The 17,724-nt window shown below is 69.0% G+C and carries 20 protein-coding genes; 17 read left to right on the forward strand and 3 right to left on the reverse strand.

What is annotated here, in order from left to right:
• Positions 1-67: 67 nt before the first annotated feature.
• Genes dacB through SLQ31_RS03355 form a run of 6 tightly spaced genes read left to right on the forward strand, consistent with a single transcriptional unit; the run spans position 68 to position 5,027 of the window.
• Positions 68-1,435 (forward strand): D-alanyl-D-alanine carboxypeptidase/D-alanyl-D-alanine-endopeptidase, encoded by a 1,368-nt coding sequence (gene dacB / locus SLQ31_RS03330; protein ID WP_319429636.1) that lies wholly within the window; start codon positions 68-70, stop codon positions 1,433-1,435.
• Positions 1,432-2,520, forward strand: a complete 1,089-nt coding sequence (locus tag SLQ31_RS03335) for a zinc-dependent metalloprotease (RefSeq protein ID WP_319429637.1) — start codon at positions 1,432-1,434, stop codon at positions 2,518-2,520. Before dacB ends, SLQ31_RS03335 begins: the two co-directional genes overlap by 4 nt.
• Entirely contained in the window at positions 2,499-3,464 is a 966-nt protein-coding gene (tilS, locus tag SLQ31_RS03340; protein WP_319429639.1) for a tRNA lysidine(34) synthetase TilS, read from the forward strand. Before SLQ31_RS03335 ends, tilS begins: the two co-directional genes overlap by 22 nt.
• Before the next feature lie 11 nt (positions 3,465-3,475).
• The gene (gene hpt, locus SLQ31_RS03345; RefSeq protein ID WP_319429640.1) at positions 3,476-4,075 is read left to right on the forward strand and encodes a hypoxanthine phosphoribosyltransferase; all 600 of its coding nucleotides are present in this window, start codon (positions 3,476-3,478) and stop codon (positions 4,073-4,075) included.
• An 18-nt stretch (positions 4,076-4,093) separates the two neighbouring features.
• Positions 4,094-4,555 carry an AraC family transcriptional regulator gene (locus SLQ31_RS03350; protein ID WP_319429642.1) on the forward strand — a complete coding sequence of 154 codons (462 nt, stop codon included), beginning with the start codon at positions 4,094-4,096 and terminating at the stop codon, positions 4,553-4,555.
• Positions 4,556-4,565: 10 nt separating this feature from the next.
• Entirely contained in the window at positions 4,566-5,027 is a 462-nt protein-coding gene (locus tag SLQ31_RS03355) for a VOC family protein (RefSeq protein ID WP_319429644.1), read from the forward strand.
• Here SLQ31_RS03355 and SLQ31_RS03360 read toward each other — a convergent pair.
• Positions 5,024-5,746, reverse strand: coding sequence for an SIMPL domain-containing protein (locus SLQ31_RS03360; RefSeq protein ID WP_319429646.1), 723 nt, complete (start codon positions 5,744-5,746; stop codon positions 5,024-5,026). The two genes, SLQ31_RS03355 and SLQ31_RS03360, sit on opposite strands and share 4 nt — an antisense overlap.
• Before the next feature lie 36 nt (positions 5,747-5,782).
• On the opposite strand from SLQ31_RS03360, the gene SLQ31_RS03365 reads away from it, so the two are divergent.
• A complete protein-coding gene (locus SLQ31_RS03365) occupies positions 5,783-6,553 on the forward strand; it encodes an MBL fold metallo-hydrolase (RefSeq protein WP_319429648.1) in 771 nt (256 codons plus the stop codon).
• Here the strand turns inward: SLQ31_RS03365 and SLQ31_RS03370 are convergent.
• Positions 6,550-7,731: an LLM class flavin-dependent oxidoreductase gene (locus tag SLQ31_RS03370; RefSeq protein ID WP_319429650.1), complete on the reverse strand. Its 1,182-nt coding sequence runs from the start codon at positions 7,729-7,731 to the stop codon at positions 6,550-6,552. The genes SLQ31_RS03365 and SLQ31_RS03370 overlap by 4 nt on opposite strands.
• The gene (locus tag SLQ31_RS03375) at positions 7,728-8,621 is read right to left on the reverse strand and encodes an alpha/beta hydrolase (protein ID WP_319429652.1); all 894 of its coding nucleotides are present in this window, start codon (positions 8,619-8,621) and stop codon (positions 7,728-7,730) included. The genes SLQ31_RS03370 and SLQ31_RS03375 overlap by 4 nt, the downstream gene beginning before the upstream one ends.
• A 173-nt stretch (positions 8,622-8,794) precedes the next feature.
• Between SLQ31_RS03375 and ftsH the strand changes: the two genes are divergently transcribed.
• The 10 genes from ftsH to panD all read left to right on the forward strand — a co-directional run bounded on the left by ftsH (position 8,795) and on the right by panD (position 17,723).
• Positions 8,795-11,113: an ATP-dependent zinc metalloprotease FtsH gene (gene ftsH / locus SLQ31_RS03380; RefSeq protein WP_319429654.1), complete on the forward strand. Its 2,319-nt coding sequence runs from the start codon at positions 8,795-8,797 to the stop codon at positions 11,111-11,113.
• Between the two features lie 18 nt (positions 11,114-11,131).
• Positions 11,132-11,734, forward strand: coding sequence for a GTP cyclohydrolase I FolE (gene folE / locus SLQ31_RS03385; protein ID WP_319429656.1), 603 nt, complete (start codon positions 11,132-11,134; stop codon positions 11,732-11,734).
• Positions 11,731-12,567, forward strand: coding sequence for a dihydropteroate synthase (folP, locus tag SLQ31_RS03390; RefSeq protein WP_319429658.1), 837 nt, complete (start codon positions 11,731-11,733; stop codon positions 12,565-12,567). Before folE ends, folP begins: the two co-directional genes overlap by 4 nt.
• Positions 12,560-12,961, forward strand: coding sequence for a dihydroneopterin aldolase (gene folB / locus SLQ31_RS03395; RefSeq protein ID WP_319429660.1), 402 nt, complete (start codon positions 12,560-12,562; stop codon positions 12,959-12,961). The genes folP and folB overlap by 8 nt, the downstream gene beginning before the upstream one ends.
• A complete protein-coding gene (gene folK / locus SLQ31_RS03400; protein ID WP_319429661.1) occupies positions 12,958-13,530 on the forward strand; it encodes a 2-amino-4-hydroxy-6-hydroxymethyldihydropteridine diphosphokinase in 573 nt (190 codons plus the stop codon). The genes folB and folK overlap by 4 nt, the downstream gene beginning before the upstream one ends.
• Complete coding sequence (locus SLQ31_RS03405; protein WP_319429662.1) at positions 13,530-14,003, forward strand: DUF3180 domain-containing protein; 474 nt, start codon at positions 13,530-13,532, stop codon at positions 14,001-14,003. Before folK ends, SLQ31_RS03405 begins: the two co-directional genes overlap by 1 nt.
• Positions 14,004-14,070: 67 nt before the next feature.
• A complete protein-coding gene (locus SLQ31_RS03410) occupies positions 14,071-15,345 on the forward strand; it encodes a DUF6779 domain-containing protein (RefSeq protein ID WP_319429663.1) in 1,275 nt (424 codons plus the stop codon).
• A 100-nt stretch (positions 15,346-15,445) separates the two neighbouring features.
• Positions 15,446-16,381, forward strand: coding sequence for a Rossmann-like and DUF2520 domain-containing protein (locus SLQ31_RS03415; protein WP_319429664.1), 936 nt, complete (start codon positions 15,446-15,448; stop codon positions 16,379-16,381).
• Positions 16,354-17,307 (forward strand): pantoate--beta-alanine ligase, encoded by a 954-nt coding sequence (gene panC, locus SLQ31_RS03420; RefSeq protein WP_319429665.1) that lies wholly within the window; start codon positions 16,354-16,356, stop codon positions 17,305-17,307. The genes SLQ31_RS03415 and panC overlap by 28 nt, the downstream gene beginning before the upstream one ends.
• A complete protein-coding gene (panD, locus tag SLQ31_RS03425) occupies positions 17,307-17,723 on the forward strand; it encodes an aspartate 1-decarboxylase (protein ID WP_319429666.1) in 417 nt (138 codons plus the stop codon). The genes panC and panD overlap by 1 nt, the downstream gene beginning before the upstream one ends.
• Position 17,724 lies beyond the last annotated feature (1 nt).

Genomic DNA, 17,724 nt, shown 5'->3' on the forward strand with positions numbered 1-17,724 from the left:
ACGCCAGCGATAGCCTGCGCATCAGGGTGGTTCGGCACAATGAGACCTAACAGAAGTCAGGAGAGCGATGAAGCGCTCCACGCACGTGGTGCTCGCCGTGGCGGTGATCGCGCTGGTCGCCGCCGTCGTCGCGGTGGCCGCTGTCCTGACCCGCGGCGGTGACACCAGCCGAGCGCAGGCGCCGACGCACCCACTCGTCACCGCCACCCCCGGCGTCATCCCGGTGTCGGACTCGGCCGCGGTACCCACGGCGGCAGGCATGACCGCCGCGTTGGCGGTCCCCGTCGCCGATCCGAACCTCGGCAACGTGACCGGCCGCGTCACCGACGCCAAGACCGGCAAGCAGATCTGGGAGTACCGCTCCGATGTGCCGCTGCTGCCGGCGTCGACCAACAAGACGCTGACCAGCGGGGCCGCGTTGCTGGCACTCAACCGCGACGAACGGGTCACCACCACCGTCGTCGCCGCTGACCAGACCGGCAAGCCCGGAGTCGTCGTGCTCGTTGGCGGTGGCGATCCGATTCTGTCGGCAGCCCCAGCGGGCCAGGAGACCTGGTATCGCGGCGCGGCCCGGATCAGCGATCTCGCCGACCAGGTCCGCAAGAGCGGCGTCACCGCGACCGCGGTGCAGGTCGACGATTCCCTGTACAGCGGGCCCGATTTCGCGCCCGGCTGGGATCCCGCCGACATCGACGGCGGTGACATCGCCCCGATGCAGTCGGTGATGATCGACGCCGGCCGCATCCAGCCGACGACGGTCGACTCGGCACGGTCGCGGACTCCCGCGCTGGATGCCGGGCGTGCCCTGGCCAGTGCCCTTGGGCTCGACCCGGCCAAGGTGACGATGGCCCCGAATCCGCCGACGGGCCGGCAGCTGGCCTCGGTGCAATCGGCACCCCTGATCGAACGGCTGCGCCAGATGATGAATGCCTCCGACAACGTGATGGCCGAGGCGACTGGCCGTGAGGTGGCCAAGGCGACCGGCCGCCCGGTCAGCTTCGCCGGAGCCGCCGACGCGGTGACCAACAAACTCGCCGCCGCCGGCGTCGACATGACCGGCGCCGCATTGTTCGACTCCAGTGGGTTGTCGGTGCTGGACCGGCTGACCGCCAAGACGCTCGACGAGGTGGTCAACGCCGCCGCCGGCCCCGACCAGCTGGCGATGCGTCCGCTGCTCGACGTGCTTCCGATCGCCGGGGGCAGCGGGACCCTGTCGGATCGTTTCCTCGGCGGCGATCCGAAGACGTCGTCGGCGGGCTGGCTGCGCGCCAAGACCGGTTCGCTGACCGCCATCAACTCACTGGCCGGGGTCGTCACCGATGACAGCGGCCGCGTCCTGACGTTCGCGTTCATCTCCAATGACGCCGGCCCGATGGGTCGGGTGGCCCTCGACGCGTTGGCAGGCGCCCTGCGCAGCTGTGGATGTGGTTCATGAGTGACTCAGCGAGTAGCGAAGGCGGATCGCGCATCGACTCAGCGGAGCTGACCGTCGGGCGGGCCGTCGACTGGTCGTTCGCCGGCAACGTCGGCGCCTGGCTGACCCGGCCCGGCCCGGCGTCCACCGACTACACCCGTAACCAGGCCATCGACGAGCTGGCCGTCGCCGCCCGCAAGGCCGAAGGCCCGGTGCGTGAGGTCACCCGGATGGGCGGCGACGCTCCCGTGCCCGAGGCTCGCATCGTCGATCGCCAGGGCTGGGTCCGCGCGGCTTCGGACTCGATGCGGGTGATGACCGGCGGGACGCAGACGCCCGCCAACGCCATCACCGGACGAGTCACCGGAGCTCAGACCGGCGCTGTGCTGGCGTTCATCTCGTCGGGCATCCTCGGCCAGTACGACCCGTTCGCCGAAACCGACAACGCGAACGACGGCCTGCTGTTGCTGGTCTATCCCAACGTCATCGCCGTCGAGCGCCAGCTGCGTGTCTCGCCCGCCGATTTCCGGCTGTGGGTGTGCCTGCACGAGGTCACCCACCGGGTGCAGTTCAGCGCCAATCCCTGGCTGGCACAACATATGTCGCAGGCGCTCGGGGTGCTGACCTCCGATGCCGCTGACGATGTGACGCAGGTGGCGGCGCGGCTCGCCGATTTCGTCAAGAAGAGGCGTGGCGGGGATCAGGGGCCCAACGACGCCGGCATCCTCGGCTTCATGCGGGCGGTGCAATCCGAGCCGCAGCAGGCCGCGCTCGACCAGCTGCTGGTGCTGGGCACCCTGCTCGAAGGCCATGCCGACCACGTCATGGACGCGGTCGGCCCGGCCGTCGTGCCGTCGGTGCAGACCATCCGCAACCGTTTCGACCAACGCCGCCAGCGCAAGCAGCCGCCGCTTCAGCGGCTGCTGCGGGCGCTGCTCGGCGTGGACGCCAAGCTCAGCCAGTACACCCGCGGCAAGAAGTTCGTCGACCACGTGGTGGACCGGGTCGGGATGGACCGGTTCAACACGATATGGACCAGCGCGCAGACGCTGCCGCTGCCCGACGAGATCGAAGAGCCGCAGCGGTGGATCGACCGAGTGCTGTAGCCGCGCTGCGGGCCGTCGTTGCCGGCTTCGCGACGGACTGCCTGCCCGGCACCACGGCGTGGTGCGTGGCACTGTCCGGTGGCCCGGATTCGCTGGCGCTGACGGCTGCGGCCGCCGCGGCCCTGCCGACCACCGCGCTGATCGTCGACCACGGACTGCAGGCCGGTTCTGCGGACATTGCCGAAACCGCCCGCCGCCAGGCCCACGACCTCGGCTGCGTGGACGCCCAGGTGTTGCGCGTCCAGGTCGGTACCGACGGCGGCCCGGAGGCCGCCGCCCGTACCGCCCGCTACGCCGCGCTGGACGCGGCCCGCGCCGAGGCGCCGGTGCTGCTGGCGCACACCCTCGACGACCAGGCCGAGACCGTGCTGCTCGGGCTGGGCCGCGGCTCGGGGGGTCGCTCGATCGCCGGGATGCGCGCGGCTGACCCGCCCTGGTATCGCCCGCTGCTCGGGGTGCGCCGGACCGCCACCCACGACGCGTGCGCCGAGCTGGGGCTGACCCCATGGGACGACCCGCACAACCACGACACCCGGTTCACCCGGGTCCGGCTGCGGACCGAGGTGCTGCCGCTGCTCGAGGACGTGCTCGGCGGCGGCGTCGCCGAGGCACTCGCGCGCACGGCTGCCGCGCTGCGCGAGGACACCGATGCCTTGGACGAATGGGCCGAGGGCGCCGTGGACCACATCGACGACGACGGCGACACCGTCGCCGTCACCGCCCTGACCGTGCTGCCGACCGCGGTGCGGCGCCGGGTGATCCGCCGCTGGCTGCTGCGTGGCGGGGCGGCCAACCTGACCGACAAGCAGATCCGCGCGGTGGACGCGCTGGTCATCGCCTGGCACGGACAGGGCGGGGTGGCGGTCGGCTCGGATCTGCGGCAGCAAAGATTGTTTGCGGCCCGCCGGGACGGCAGGCTGATGCTGTACAGCCAGCCGGTCTGAGATTGGTTGTTATGCCTCGGCCGTGGCACAGTGTGGGCGTGTCGGCGCACGAGCTGTACCCCGGGGACATCAAATCGGTCCTGTTGTCCGAAGAGCAGATTCAGGCCCGAACCGCCGAACTGGCCGCGGTCGTCGGCCGGGATTACGCCGATAACCTCAACGGCCAGGATCTGCTTCTGGTGACCGTGCTCAAGGGCGCGGTGATGTTCGTCACCGACCTGGCCCGGGCAATCCCGCTGCCCACGCAGCTGGAGTTCATGGCGGTCAGCTCCTACGGGACGTCGACCTCGTCATCGGGTGTGGTCCGCATCCTCAAGGACCTCGACCGCGACATCCACGACCGTGACGTACTGATCGTCGAGGACATCGTGGACTCCGGGCTGACGCTGTCGTGGCTGCTGCGCAATCTGGCCACCCGCCATCCCAAGTCCCTTCGGGTCTGCACGCTGCTGCGCAAACCCGACGCCGCCGTTCGCGGCGACGTCAACATCGCCTACGTCGGCTTCGACATTCCCAACGAGTTCGTCGTCGGCTACGGGCTGGACTACGCCGAGCGCTATCGCGACCTGCCCTACATCGGCACGCTGGACCCGAAGGTCTACCAGATCTAGAGGCGCATACTGACGGTCATGCCCGTGCGCGCCTCGGATGACCTACTGCGCCATCTGTGCCGGGCTCGCGATCACGCCGACCGGCATTACGACCAGCCGCTCGATCTCGAGCAGCTCGCCGCGGTGGCGGGCATCAGCAAGTACCACTTCCAGCGGCTGTTCACCGCGACGTACGGAATGTCGCCGGCCGAGCATCTTTCCCGCCGGCGGGTCGAGCGCGCGCAGGATCTGTTGCGCGCCACCAATCTCACCGTCACCGAGGTCTGCATGACGGTCGGCTTCACCAGCCTGGGGTCGTTCTCCACGAGGTTCCGCGAGCTGGTCGGGGTGAGCCCCAGCGAGTTTCGCCGCCGCTACTCCGATGGCGCCCCGCGGATCCCAGGCTGCTATCTCTTCATGGCCGGCCTCGCCGAGCGCTACCCACCGGCCGGCGCGGGCAGCGCAATCGAGGAGAAGCCGAGCGGGCGCGGCACCACCTAACGTCGTGGACATGATCACGAACATCTCACTGGTATCCGTCTTCGTCCGCGACATCGACGAATCGCTGGCGTTCTACACCGACATCCTGGGCTTCGAGGCCAAGGAGGATCTCCAGCTCGGGCCCGACTTCCGTTGGTGCACAGTGGTTCACCCGAATCAGCCTGAACTGCAGGTGCATCTGACCACGCCGAGCAAGCCGCTGTCCGACGACCTCATCGCGGCCTTCCAGCGCGCGCAGGCCGCCGGTGGTCTGCCCGGCCTCGGCCTCGCCGTCGACGACTGCCGCGCGACCTACGAACAACTGAAAGTCAAGGGCGTCGAATTCCTCCAGGAGCCCGAGGAGCGGCCGTACGGCGTCGAGGCGCTGATGCGGGACAACTCCGGCAACTGGATGGTGCTGGTGGAAGCTCGCGAGTACGCGCCCGAGGATTTCGACGGTTTCGCTGAAGCCAAGGCGGCATCCGCCGACTAGCTGAGCTCCCAGACCCCCGTCACCGAGAAGCTCACCGTCTGCTGGCCAGGCTGCAGCGGAACAGAACTGGCCATCGCACCGCGCGGCATCGGCATCGGCGGCGTCGGCGGCGTGGAGCCGCCGGGTACCTCCGAGATCGAGATGACCTTGCCGAGTGACAGCCCGGACAGTCCGGCGTACTGCTCGGCGCGCTGCTTGGCGTCGTTGAACGCCCGGGCCCTGGCATCGGTGACCAGCTTGGAATCGTCCTCGATGGAGTAGCTCACCGAGTTGATCCTGGTGGCGTCGCCGCCGGCGTTGACGACGTTGGCCAGCACCTGCGAGGCGGTGTCGAGCTTGCGGATCTTGATCTGGATCGAGTTGCTGGCCCGGTAGCCGGTGATCACCGAGTTGTCGCTGTACTGCGGTTGCAGGCTGACCTGCGTGGTGCTGATGTCCTTGGCGTCGATCCCGCTGGCATTGAGCGCGTTGAGCACCGAATTCTGGCGGTCGTTGGCCTGGTTCATCGCCGTGGTGACGTCGGCGGCGGCGGCCTCGACGCTGACGTCGGCGGTCAGGGTGTCGGGCACGCCCTGCACCTCGCCGGCCCCGACGACGGTGACCTGCCGCGGGTTGGCGCCGACGGGCCCCGCGGGTGCGGAATCGCAGCCGGTGAGCACAGCGGCGGCCGTTCCCATCGCAGCCAGCGCAACAACGACACGACGTCCGGCGATGGGCATGCCTGCCACCGTAGCGTGCAGCACTAGATTTTTGACATGCAGAACATTGCGCTCACCCACCTCGGCGGGCCCACCACCCTGATCGAAATCGACGGGTGGCGGATTCTGACCGACCCGACGTTCGACGCGCCGGGCCGGCGCTACACATTCGGCTGGGGCACGTCGTCGGTCAAGGTCGCCGGTCCGGCTCAGCAGCCCGAGGTCGTGGCGCCGGTCGATGTGGTGCTGCTCAGCCACGACCAGCACGCCGACAATCTCGACGACGCCGGCCGCGCACTGCTCGGGCGGGCGGGCACCGTCATCACCACGGTGCCTGCGGCGCGTCGGCTGGCTCCGCTGGCGGCCCGCGGCCTGGCGGACTGGGAGTCGACGACCGTGGAAGCGCCCGGCCGCGCACCGCTGACCGTCACCGCTACGCCAGCCCGGCACGGCCCGAAGTTCAGCCGGCCGATCGCGGGCAAGGTCAACGGTTTTGCGCTGCACCGCCACGGCGAGGACACCGCCGCGCTGTGGATGTCGGGGGACAGCGTGCTCTACGAAGGCCTGCGTGAGGTCGCCCAGCGGATTTCGGTCGACGTCGCCCTGCTGCACCTGGGCGGGGTTCGGTTCGGCTTTACCGGGCCGGTGCGTTTCACGATGACCGCGCGCGACGGCGCCGAGTTGATCCGCCTGCTGCGGCCGCGGGTCGCCGTGCCGGTGCACTACGCGGGCTGGACCCACTTCCGGGACCCGGAAACCGCTGCGCGCCAGATTCTCTCGGATCCCGACATCCGCTGGCTGACCCCTGGAGAGCGCACCGAGTTCTAGGACTGCTCGCCCACGTGATCGCCGATGGCCTTCATGATCGCCTCGCCGGCGCGGCCGAACAGGTCGTTGCGCTTGTTCTGGGCCCACGTATGCGACGCGTCCGGGGCGTGTAGCTGTCCCTTGAAGTGCGGCATGACTTTTCGGGCGAACAGCTCATAGGAGTGGTAGGTGGCCTGCGGGTCGGCCCAGTCATGGCCGAGCATCAAAAAGGTGCCGAAGCCACCGGAACGTTCCAGTAGATCGCTGATGTAGGCGATCGCGTCGTCGGGGGTGCCGATGCAACAGCCGCCACCGGCGGCGTAGTCGGCGACGAACTGCCGAGGGGCTTGTTCGGCGTCTTCAACTTCGTTGGACAGCGGGACGAACCCGGCGGCACCGAAGTAGTTCGCGAAATCCTGCAGGCCGTAGGTGCAGTCGTCGATGGCCTGATCGCGGCTGTCGGCCAAATGCATGATGCCCAGCACCCGCCAGGTGGCGCGGTCGGGCTCCGGCCGGCCGACCTTGGCGGCCTGGTCCACCACGATTCCCCAGGCGTCCTCCAGTGCCGCGAAACCGCCCGGCACCGACATCGACAACGACAGCAGTGAGGTTCCCAGCTGGCCGGCCAGTCGCGGTCCGGATGGGGAAACCATTGCTGCCGTTGATATTTCGGGGTACGGCCAGGTGTAGGGGCGGATGTGCAGCGCCGCGTCGCGCAGGGTGAACCAATCCGAGTGCCGGTCCACACGCTCGTCGGGTCCGGCGCGGAACAGCGCCAGGATGGCATCCAGCGACTCCTGCATCATCCGCCGCTGCTCCACCGGGTCGATGCCCATCATGTAGGCGTCCGACGGCAGCGCGCCGGGACCGGTGCCGAACATCACCCGGCCGCGGGTCAGGTGGTCGAGCAGCACCCAACGGTCGGCCACCATCAGCGGGTGGTGGTAGGGCAGCGACACCACGCCGGTGCCCAGCCGGATGTGCTTGGTGCGTTCGGCGGCCGCGGCGATGAACACCTCCGGGCAGGCGATCAGCTCGTAGCCGCCCGAATGGTGCTCGCCGAACCACGCCTCGTCGAAACCGAGACGATCCAGCGCGACGGTCCGCTCGAGGTCGTATTCCAGTGCGACGGTGGGGGATTGGCCGACGGGATGAAACGGTGTGAGGAACACTCCGAAGTTCAGCGGCCGGTCCGTCATGACGACTCCACTTCGCGTAGGAATTCCAGCAGGATCCGGTTCACGTCGTCGGGACGCTCCTGCTGCAGCCAGTGCCCGGCGCCCTCGATCCACCTCTCGGTGTACGGGCCGGCGACCACCTCGTGGGCGCGTGCCGGGTTCATCGTCGGCCCGATCGGGTCCGCGGTACCGCCGACGAACAGCGCGGGCACCAGGATGCGCGCGTCGGACAGCTGCGGCGTGGACGCCCAGTTGCGGTCGTAGTTCCGGTACCAATTCAGCGCTCCGGTGAATCCCGTTCGGCTGAACTCGGTCACATAGTGATCGAATTCGTCCTCGCTGAGCCAGCCCGGTGGCGCGTCCGGTCCGGTCAGGTTGTCGAACGACCCGCGCATGGTGGCGGCCACATCGGCGGCCATCTCGGCATCGGCCTTGCCCGGCTCCTGGAAGCGCAGCATGTAGAAGTCGTCGCCGAACTTCTCCCGCCATCGCTGCGTGGGGCGGGTACGGGCCCGCGGAATCGGCGGGACAGACAGACCCGCGGCAGCTCGGACCCTGTCGGCGTGCAGGAGCGCGGTGTACCAGACCACCATGGCGCCCCAGTCGTGGCCGATGAACACGGCCTGCTTCGCGCCGACGTGATCGAGGAGTCCGACCAGATCGCCGGTGAGGGCGTGGATGTCGTAGGCCTCGACCTGCTCGGGTGCCGACGATCCGCCGTAGCCGCGCTGGTCGGGAGCAAGCACGTGGTAGCCGGCCTGGGCCAGCACCGGGATCTGATGCCGCCAGGAGTAGGCCAGTTCGGGGAAGCCGTGCGCCAGGATCACCACGGGGGCACCGCGATCACCGGCTTCAATGACCCGCAGCCGAACTCCGTCGCCGTCAACTAACCGTTCGGTTGGAGCGAGCACCGTGCCAGCCAAGCACAGCCGCTGGCCGCCCGGAAGGCCCGATTCGCCGCACAGCGAACACCGACTATCGGCGGCCGGAACCCTGGGGCCACTTGCCCACGTTGGTCTAGCGGTAGCCTGAACTATCCCAGCTGCGCATATCGGAAGGACCGGGCCGCTTAGGCCGATGCTTGATGAACCGCAAAAACGTGATCCGCACACTTACGGTAATCGCCGTCGTGTTGCTGCTCGGCTGGTCGTTCTTCTATTTCAGTGACGACACCCGGGGTTTCAAATCCGTCGACACGTCGGTGGCGACGGGGCAGATCAGCAGCGACAACGTCAAGAGCGCGCAGATCGACGACCGGGAACAGCAGCTGCGCCTCGAGCTGAAGAACGGCAATAGCGACACCGAAAACTCGACCAAGATCATCACCAAATACCCGACCGGGTACGCCGTCGACCTGTTCAACGCACTGAGCGCGAAGAACATCAAGACCAATACCACCGTCAACCAGGGCAGCATCCTGGGCTCACTACTGGTCTACATGCTGCCGCTGCTGCTGCTGGTCGGCTTGTTCGTGCTGTTCTCGCGGATGCAGACCGGCGGCCGGATGGGCTTCGGGTTCGGCAAGTCCAAGGCCAAGCAGCTCGGCAAGGACATGCCCAAGACCACCTTCGCCGACGTCGCCGGCGTCGACGAGGCGGTCGAAGAGCTGTACGAGATCAAGGACTTCCTGCAGAACCCGTCGCGGTATCAGGCGCTGGGCGCCAAGATCCCCAAGGGCGTTCTGCTCTACGGTCCGCCGGGCACCGGTAAGACGCTGCTGGCCCGCGCGGTCGCCGGTGAGGCCGGGGTTCCGTTCTTCACGATTTCTGGTTCGGACTTCGTCGAGATGTTCGTCGGCGTCGGCGCCTCCCGGGTGCGCGACATGTTCGAGCAGGCCAAGCAGAACAGCCCGTGCATCATCTTCGTCGACGAGATCGACGCCGTCGGTCGCCAGCGCGGCGCCGGCATGGGCGGCGGCCACGACGAGCGCGAGCAGACCCTCAACCAGCTGCTCGTCGAGATGGACGGCTTCGGCGAGCGGCAGGGCGTCATCCTGATCGCGGCCACCAACCGGCCCGACATCCTCGACCCCGCGCTGCTGCGCCCCGGCCGGTTCGACCGCCAGATCCCGGTGTCCAGCCCGGACCTGGCCGGCCGCAAGGCCGTCCTGCGGGTGCACTCGGCGGGCAAGCCGATGGCCCCCGACGCCGACCTGGACGGCCTGGCGAAGCGCACCGTCGGTATGTCAGGCGCCGACCTGGCCAACGTCATCAACGAGGCCGCGCTGCTCACCGCCCGCGAGAACGGCACGATCATCACCGCCCTCGCGCTGGAAGAGGCCGTCGACCGGGTGATCGGCGGCCCGCGCCGCAAGGGCCGCGTGATCAGCGAGCTGGAGAAGAAGATCACCGCCTACCACGAGGGTGGCCACACCCTCGCGGCCTGGGCGATGCCCGACATCGAGCCGATCTACAAGGTGACGATCCTGGCCCGCGGACGTACCGGCGGCCATGCCGTGTCAGTGCCCGAGGACGACAAGGGTCTGATGACCCGCTCGGAGATGATCGCCCGGCTGGTGTTCGCCATGGGCGGCCGCGCCGCCGAGGAACTGGTGTTCCGCGAGCCGACCACCGGGGCGGTGTCCGACATCGATCAGGCCACCAAGATCGCCCGCGCAATGGTCACCGAGTACGGCATGAGCTCCAAGCTCGGCGCCGTCAAGTACGGCACCGAGCACGGCGATCCGTTCCTTGGCCGCACGATGGGCACCCAGTCCGACTACTCGCACGAAGTCGCCCGCGACATCGACGACGAGGTCCGCAAGCTCATCGAGGCCGCCCACACCGAAGCGTGGGACATCCTCACCGAGTACCGCGACGTGCTCGACGTCCTGGCCGGGGAGCTCCTGGAGAAGGAGACGCTGCACCGGGCCGAGCTGAACGCGATCTTCGCCGACGTGAAGAAGCGCAAGCGCCTGCCGGTGTTCGACGACTTCGGCGGACGCATCCCGTCCGACAAGCCGCCGATCAAGACACCCGGCGAGCTGGCCATCGAACGCGGTGAGCCGTGGCCCAGGCCGATGCCGGAGCCGGCCTTCAAGAAGGCCATCGCCCAGGCCAGCGCCGCGGCGCAGGCTCAGCAGGCCGGGAGCGGAAACGGCAACGGCAACGGTGCGAACGGCACCCCGCCGCCCGGCCAACCCGGCTCGACTCAGCCCGACTACGGGGCACCGGCCGGCTGGCACGCCCCCGGCTGGCCGCCAGGGGGACCGCCGCCGCAGGGCGGCTACTGGTACCCGCCCCCGCCGCCGCAGGGGTGGGCACCGCCGGGTCCGCCACAGGGCCAGCCGTATCCGCCCTATCAGCAGCCGCAGCCCGCACCGCGCCACGCCGGTCCCAATACTGGGCCGCAACAAGATCCGGGTGACGACGGTGGCCGGTCGAAGGCACCGGACAACGGTTAAATGACGAACGGAGCTTCAATGCCGCAGCCGAATTCGGTCACGTTTGACGCCCCGGTGTTCGATCAGCCGCGGGCCGAGGCGGCCGTTCGCGAACTGCTGCTGGCGGTCGGGGAGGATCCCGACCGCAACGGTCTGGTGGACACCCCGGCGCGTGTCGCTCGCGCGTTCCAGGAGATGTTCGCCGGCCTCTACACCGACCCAGATGCGGTGCTGGAGACCACGTTTGACGAGCAGCACGACGAGCTGGTGCTGGTCAAGCAGATCCCGATGTACTCGACCTGCGAACACCACCTGGTGGCATTCCACGGAATGGCGCACGTCGGCTACATCCCCGGCGAGGACGGACGCATCACCGGGCTGTCGAAGCTGGCCAGGGTGGTCGACCTGTACGCCAAGCGCCCGCAGGTGCAAGAGCGGCTGACCGGGCAGATCGCCGACGCGATCATGCGCAAGCTCAAGCCGCGCGGGGTCATCGTCGTCATCGAAGCCGAGCATCTGTGCATGGCGATGCGCGGGGTGCGCAAGCCGGGGGCCATCACCACGACGTCGGCGGTCCGCGGACAGTTCAAGACGGACAAGGCATCCCGTTCCGAGGCGCTGGATCTCATCCTGCGTAAATGACGCAAACACACGGGCCGCGCACGCTGGTGATGGGAGTTGTCAACGTCACCGACGACTCTTTCTCCGACGGCGGACGCTATCTCGATCCGGCTCGTGCCGTCGAGCAGGGGCTGGCTTTGGCCGCCCAGGGCGCCGTGATCGTCGACGTCGGCGGTGAGTCCACCCGACCAGGAGCGGTGCGCATCGACGCCGCGGTGGAAGCCGCCCGTGTCGTCCCCGTCATCAAAGAGCTTGCTGCCCAAGGCATCACCGTCAGCATCGACACCATGCACGCGGCGGTCGCGGCCGCCGCCCTCGACAGCGGCGCGAGCATCGTCAACGACGTCTCCGGCGGCAAGGCCGATCCCGCAATGGCCCCGCTGGTGGCCGAGGCCAAGGTGCCGTGGGTGCTGATGCACTGGCGATCGGTGCGCACCGAGCATCCCCACGAGATCCCGGCCTACGGCGATGTGGTTGCCGAGGTACGCGACGAACTGCTCGCCGGTATCGAGGCAGCCGTCGCCGCCGGGGTCGAGCCCGAGAACCTGATCATTGATCCGGGATTGGGTTTTGCCAAGACCGCGCAACACAATTGGGCCCTGCTGCACGCATTGCCCGAGTTTGTCGCCACCGGTATTCCGGTGCTCGTCGGGGCGAGCCGGAAGCGGTTCCTCGGCACCCTGCTCGCCGACGACGACGGAGCCCTTCGGCCGCCGGACGGGCGCGAGACCGCCACCGCGGTCATCTCGGCGCTGGCCGGGCAGGCCGGCGTATGGGGTGTTCGGGTACACGACGTGCGGGCCAGTGTGGACGCGCTGAAAGTGCTACGGGCGTGGGAGGACACCGATGACTGATCGCATCGAACTGCGCGGCCTCACGGTGCGCGGCAATCACGGCGTGTTCGACCACGAACGTCGGGACGGGCAGGATTTCGTCATCGACATCACCGTGTGGATCGACCTGGCCGCCGCCGCCGCCAGCGACGACCTCGCCGACACCTACGACTACGGCACGCTCGCGCAGCGGGCCGCTGCCGTCGTCGGCGGGCCGGCGCGCGACCTGATCGAGACGGTCGCCGCCGAGATTGCCGAGGACGTGATGACCGACAAGCGGGTGCAAGCGGTCGAGGTGGTTGTGCACAAACCTGAAGCGCCAATCCCGTTGGTGTTCAAAGATGTTGCGGTCGTCGCGCGTCGTTCCCGTCGTCGGGGGCGGGGGCAGATTGTGCCGCTCGGAGGTGAAATATGACGCGGGTGGTGCTGTCCATCGGCTCCAATCTCGGCGACCGGATGGCGCGGCTGCAGGCCGCCGTCGACGGACTCGGCGTCTCGGTGCGCGCGCTCTCGCCGGTCTACGAGACCGACGCCTGGGGCGGTGTCGAGCAGGGCGCGTTCCTCAACGCGATCGTGGTCGCCGATGACCCCGGCGCCGACGAACACGAATGGTTGCGGCGCGCGCAGGCGCTCGAAGACGCCAACGAACGTGTCCGCGAACAGAAGTGGGGTCCGCGCACCCTCGATGTCGATCTCGTGTCCTGTCACGACACTTCTCCGGCCGGCGCCACCGAGGTGTTCTCCCGCGACGAGGGCTTGACGTTGCCGCACCCGCTGGCTCACCTGCGCGCGTTCGTGCTGGTGCCGTGGCTGGCCGTCGACCCGGATGCCGAACTCACCGTGGGTGGTGAACCGCAGCGCGTCGACCGGCTGCTGACCGAGCTCGAGCCGGTCGACCGGGACGGGGTCCGCCTGACCGGGCTGGTGCTGGGGTTGGGGCACCGCGACCGAAACGACCCGGAGTCCTCGGAGACCGACGCCTGATGGGGCCGACACGTAAGCGCGACCTGACTGCCGCGGTCATCGGCGTCGCGATCCTGACCTGGCTGCTGATGCGGATCCTGTACCACTACTTCCCGCCCATCACGTTGTGGACCGGGCTGTCGCTGCTGGCCTTTGCCGTGATCGAGGCCGGCTGGGCGGTGTCGGTGCGGGCCAAGATCGGTGACGGGCAGATCGGTGTCGGCGGCGGCCGGCTGCACCCGTTGACCGTGGCGCGCAGCGTGGTGATCGCCAAGGCCTCGGCGTGGCTCGGGGCACTGATGCTGGGCTGGTGGGGTGGCGTGCTCGTCTACCTGCTGTTCCGGCGTGCCGAACAGGTGGCCGCCAGCTTCATCCCGGGCGCTGCGGTGGCCGCCTTGAGTGCCCTGGCCCTGGTGGTCGCGGCGATGTGGCTGCAGCACTGCTGCAAGTCGCCCGGCGACCCGACCGACGACCCCGATCGCGCCCCCGAGTAGGCGTGAAACGGCGAATCGCCGCAGCTCGACGACACGCGGACGGACATCTCGCGGGTACAGTCACCCCATGACCGTTCTGTCCCGCGGCGCCAGGAATCGGCGCGGCGGCCGCAGGCCGGGTTGGCTGCTCTTGACGGTGTTGCTAGTCCTAGCCATTGCGGCCAGTTCCGCGTTGGTCTTCACCAACCGCGCCGAGCTGCTCAAGCTGGCGGTCATTCTGTCGCTGTGGGCAGCCGTGATCGCGGCATTTGTCTCGGTCATCTACCGCAGGCAAAGCGATATCGACGCGGCCCGGGCGCGGGACCTGAAACTGGTCTACGACCTGCAGCTTGACCGCGAGATCTCGGCTCGGCGCGAATACGAGCTGGGTGTCGAGTCGCATCTGCGTCGCGAGCTGGCCTCCGAGCTGCGCGCGCAGGCCGCCGACGAGGTGGCCGCCCTGCGCTCGGAGTTGGCCGCGCTGCGGGCCAATCTGGAGATCCTGTTCGACGCCGACCTCGGCGACCGGCCCGCGCTCGAGGGCGATCGCGGCGGGGACTGGACCCGCGACACGACGACCATCCCGGCGGTGCCCGGCCGTGTCGAGAGCAGCCGGATCACCCCGGTGCGCCCCGAGGACACCGGCAGCCGGCCCGTCACCGCCGAGAACCCGATCATCGACGTTCCCGAGGAACCGCTGGTCCCGCCCCATACCTATGCCGCGCCGGCGCCCCCGCCGCGCCGTCGCCGGGCTGATCCCGAGCCGGAGCCTGTGCTCGGCGGATCGCATCGCAGGCCATCGGAAAACGGTGAGTCGCCTGCCGAACGACCGTTCGCGCCGCCCCCGCCGCCAAGTCCGGAACCCCAATCCGACGTCGCGGCCGCGGCTGCGGCCCTAGCCGGGGACAAGCCCGCCAACCGCGAGGCGCCGGACTGGCGACCGATCAATGCGGAAGGGCAATGGCTGCCGCCCGGGGCGCCGGGCAGCAATTGGGTGGCGAACGCCGATAGCGGCATCGTCGTCCCGTCCGCAGCCACGGCCGACGGGCCCGACGACTCATCGCGCGGCAGGCACTGGACCCCGCCCGAGGAAGTCGCACCGGCCCCCGAACCACAGCCCGAGCCCGAGCCAGTCGCACCGCTGTCTCGCCATTCGGTCAGCCGCCCCGAGTACGGCCAGCCAGCCGCGGAGGCACCACCGGAGCCACCCGCCCGGCACCGGGGTGCGGCCGAGGAGGAGCCACGGGCCAGGACCCGCGATGGCTCGCAGACCGGCGGCCAGTCGGTTGCCGACCTGCTGGCCCGGCTGCAGGCCAACGGCACCCTCGAGGGTGGCGGCCGGCGGCGTCGGCGCGAGGACTAGTTAGGCGGGCAGATCCGCCAGGTTAGAGTTGTGAAGACCGTCCGGTACCCGACACAGGACCGGAACGAACACACTCATTGACGTCAGCGAGGTCGTCTACGTGGGGACCCCCAGCGGCTTACGCCCGGCCCGGCTCAAGGTTGGCATTGTCTCGGCCGGTCGTGTCGGCACCGCACTCGGCGTGGCGCTGGAACGCGCCGAGCACGTGGTGGTCGCGTGCAGCGCGATCTCGGCGACGTCGCGTGGGCTCGCTGAGCGACGGCTTCCCGACACCGAGATCCTGGCGGTCCACGATGTCGTCGACCGGGCCGAGCTATTGCTGTTGACGGTGCCGGACTCCGAATTGCCCGGGCTGATCAATGGCCTGGCCGCAACCGGGGCCGTGCGCCGCGGAACCATCGTCGTGCACACTTCGGGCGCCAACGGGGTCGCGATCCTGGCCCCGCTGGCCGAGCAGGGCTGCGTCCCGCTGGCCATCCACCCGGCGATGACGTTCACCGGCACCGACGAGGACATCGCCCGGCTGGCCGACAGCTGCTTCGGCGTCACCGCGGCCGACGAGATCGGCTATGCCATCGCCCAGGCGCTGGTGCTGGAGATCGGCGGCGAGCCGTTCGGAGTCCGCGAAGATGCCCGAACGCTGTACCACGCGGCCTTGGCCCACGCCAGCAACCACATCGTCACGGTGGTCGCCGACGCACTCGATGCGCTGCGTGCTTCACTGTCCGGCCAGGAACTACTCGGACAGGAACTCGTCGTCAACGCCCCCGGCGGCCTGGCGGAACGGATCGTCGGTCCGTTGGCCCGTGCGGCGCTGGAGAACACTCTGCAGCGCGGCCAGGCGGCATTGACCGGACCGGTGGCGCGCGGTGACGCCCCCGCTGTCGCCGGCCATCTCGCCGCCCTTGATCAGGTTAATTCTGAACTGGCGCAAGCATATTGCGCCAACTCGCTACGCACCGCACAGCGTGCGCACGCCCCCAAGGAGGTTGTTGAGGTGTTGGCCGAATGGTCAGGACAAGGACGGCGAGGGTGAGCGCGGGTCCGCAGTTCACCGCCGGGCAGCTCAACGTGTACCCGTCGCCCAAGGCGGTATCCGAGGTCACCCGCGCGCTGCGCCACACCGGGCGACGGGTGATGCTGGTGCCGACCATGGGTGCGCTGCACGACGGCCACCTGACGCTGGTGCGTTCCGCCAAGCGGGTGCCCGGCGCGGTGGTCGTGGTGTCGATCTTCGTCAACCCCTTGCAGTTTGGGCCCAGCGAGGACCTCGACGCCTACCCGCGCACTCTGGACTCCGACCTCGAGCTGTTGCGTGCCGAAGGTGTCGAGGTGGCGTTCACACCGAACGTGTCGGCGATGTATCCCGATGGCCCGCGCACCACGGTGCACCCAGGGCCGTTGGGCGCCCAACTCGAAGGTTCTTCGCGGCCAGGGCATTTCGCTGGGATGTTGACCGTCGTGCTGAAGCTGCTGCAGATTGTGCGGCCGGACCGCGCCTACTTCGGTGAAAAGGATTATCAGCAGCTGGCCTTGATCCGGCAGATGGTCGACGACCTCAACGTGGACGTCCGTGTCGTCGGAGTGCCCATCGTGCGGGAGTCGGACGGTCTGGCGATGTCGTCGCGCAACCGCTACCTCACTGCCGACGAGCGCGAACAGGCCAGTGCGTTGTCGGCGGCGCTGCTGGCCGGTATGTATGCCGCAGGCGGCGGGGCCGAGGCGGCGCTGGATGCCGCCCGCGCGGTCCTCGACGAGGTCCCCGCCTTCGAACTCGATTACCTGGAAGTGCGTGGGCCGCAACTGGAGCCGGCACCCGCTTACGGGCCGGGTCGCCTGCTGGTCGCCGCCCGCCTCGGTGCCACCCGGCTGCTGGACAACATCGCCGTTGACTTGGCGACCGACACCGCTCCGCCCGGTGCCGGCAATGGTCAACACAACGAAATTACCTGGAGAAATTGATGTTCCGGACGATGCTGAAGTCCAAGATCCACCGCGCCACGGTCACGCACGCGGATCTGCACTACGTCGGATCGGTGACCGTGGACGCTGACCTGATGGACGCCGCCGACCTGCTCGAGGGTGAGCAGGTGACGATCGTCGACATCGACAACGGCGCGCGGCTGGAGACCTACGTGATCACCGGACAGCGCGGCACTGGCGTGATCGGGATCAACGGTGCGGCAGCACATCTGGTCCACCCGGGCGATCTGGTCATCCTGATCGCCTATGGCACGATGGACGACGCCGAGGCGCGGACCTACCGGCCACGGGTGGTGTTCGTCGACGCAGATAATCAGCAGATCGACCTCGGTGACGACCCGGCATTCGTGCCCGACGACGTCACCGGCCTGCTGTCGCCACGAACGGTGGGATAAC

This window comes from Mycobacterium sp. RTGN5, assembly GCF_033804465.1.
Lineage (GTDB): Bacteria > Actinomycetota > Actinomycetes > Mycobacteriales > Mycobacteriaceae > Mycobacterium.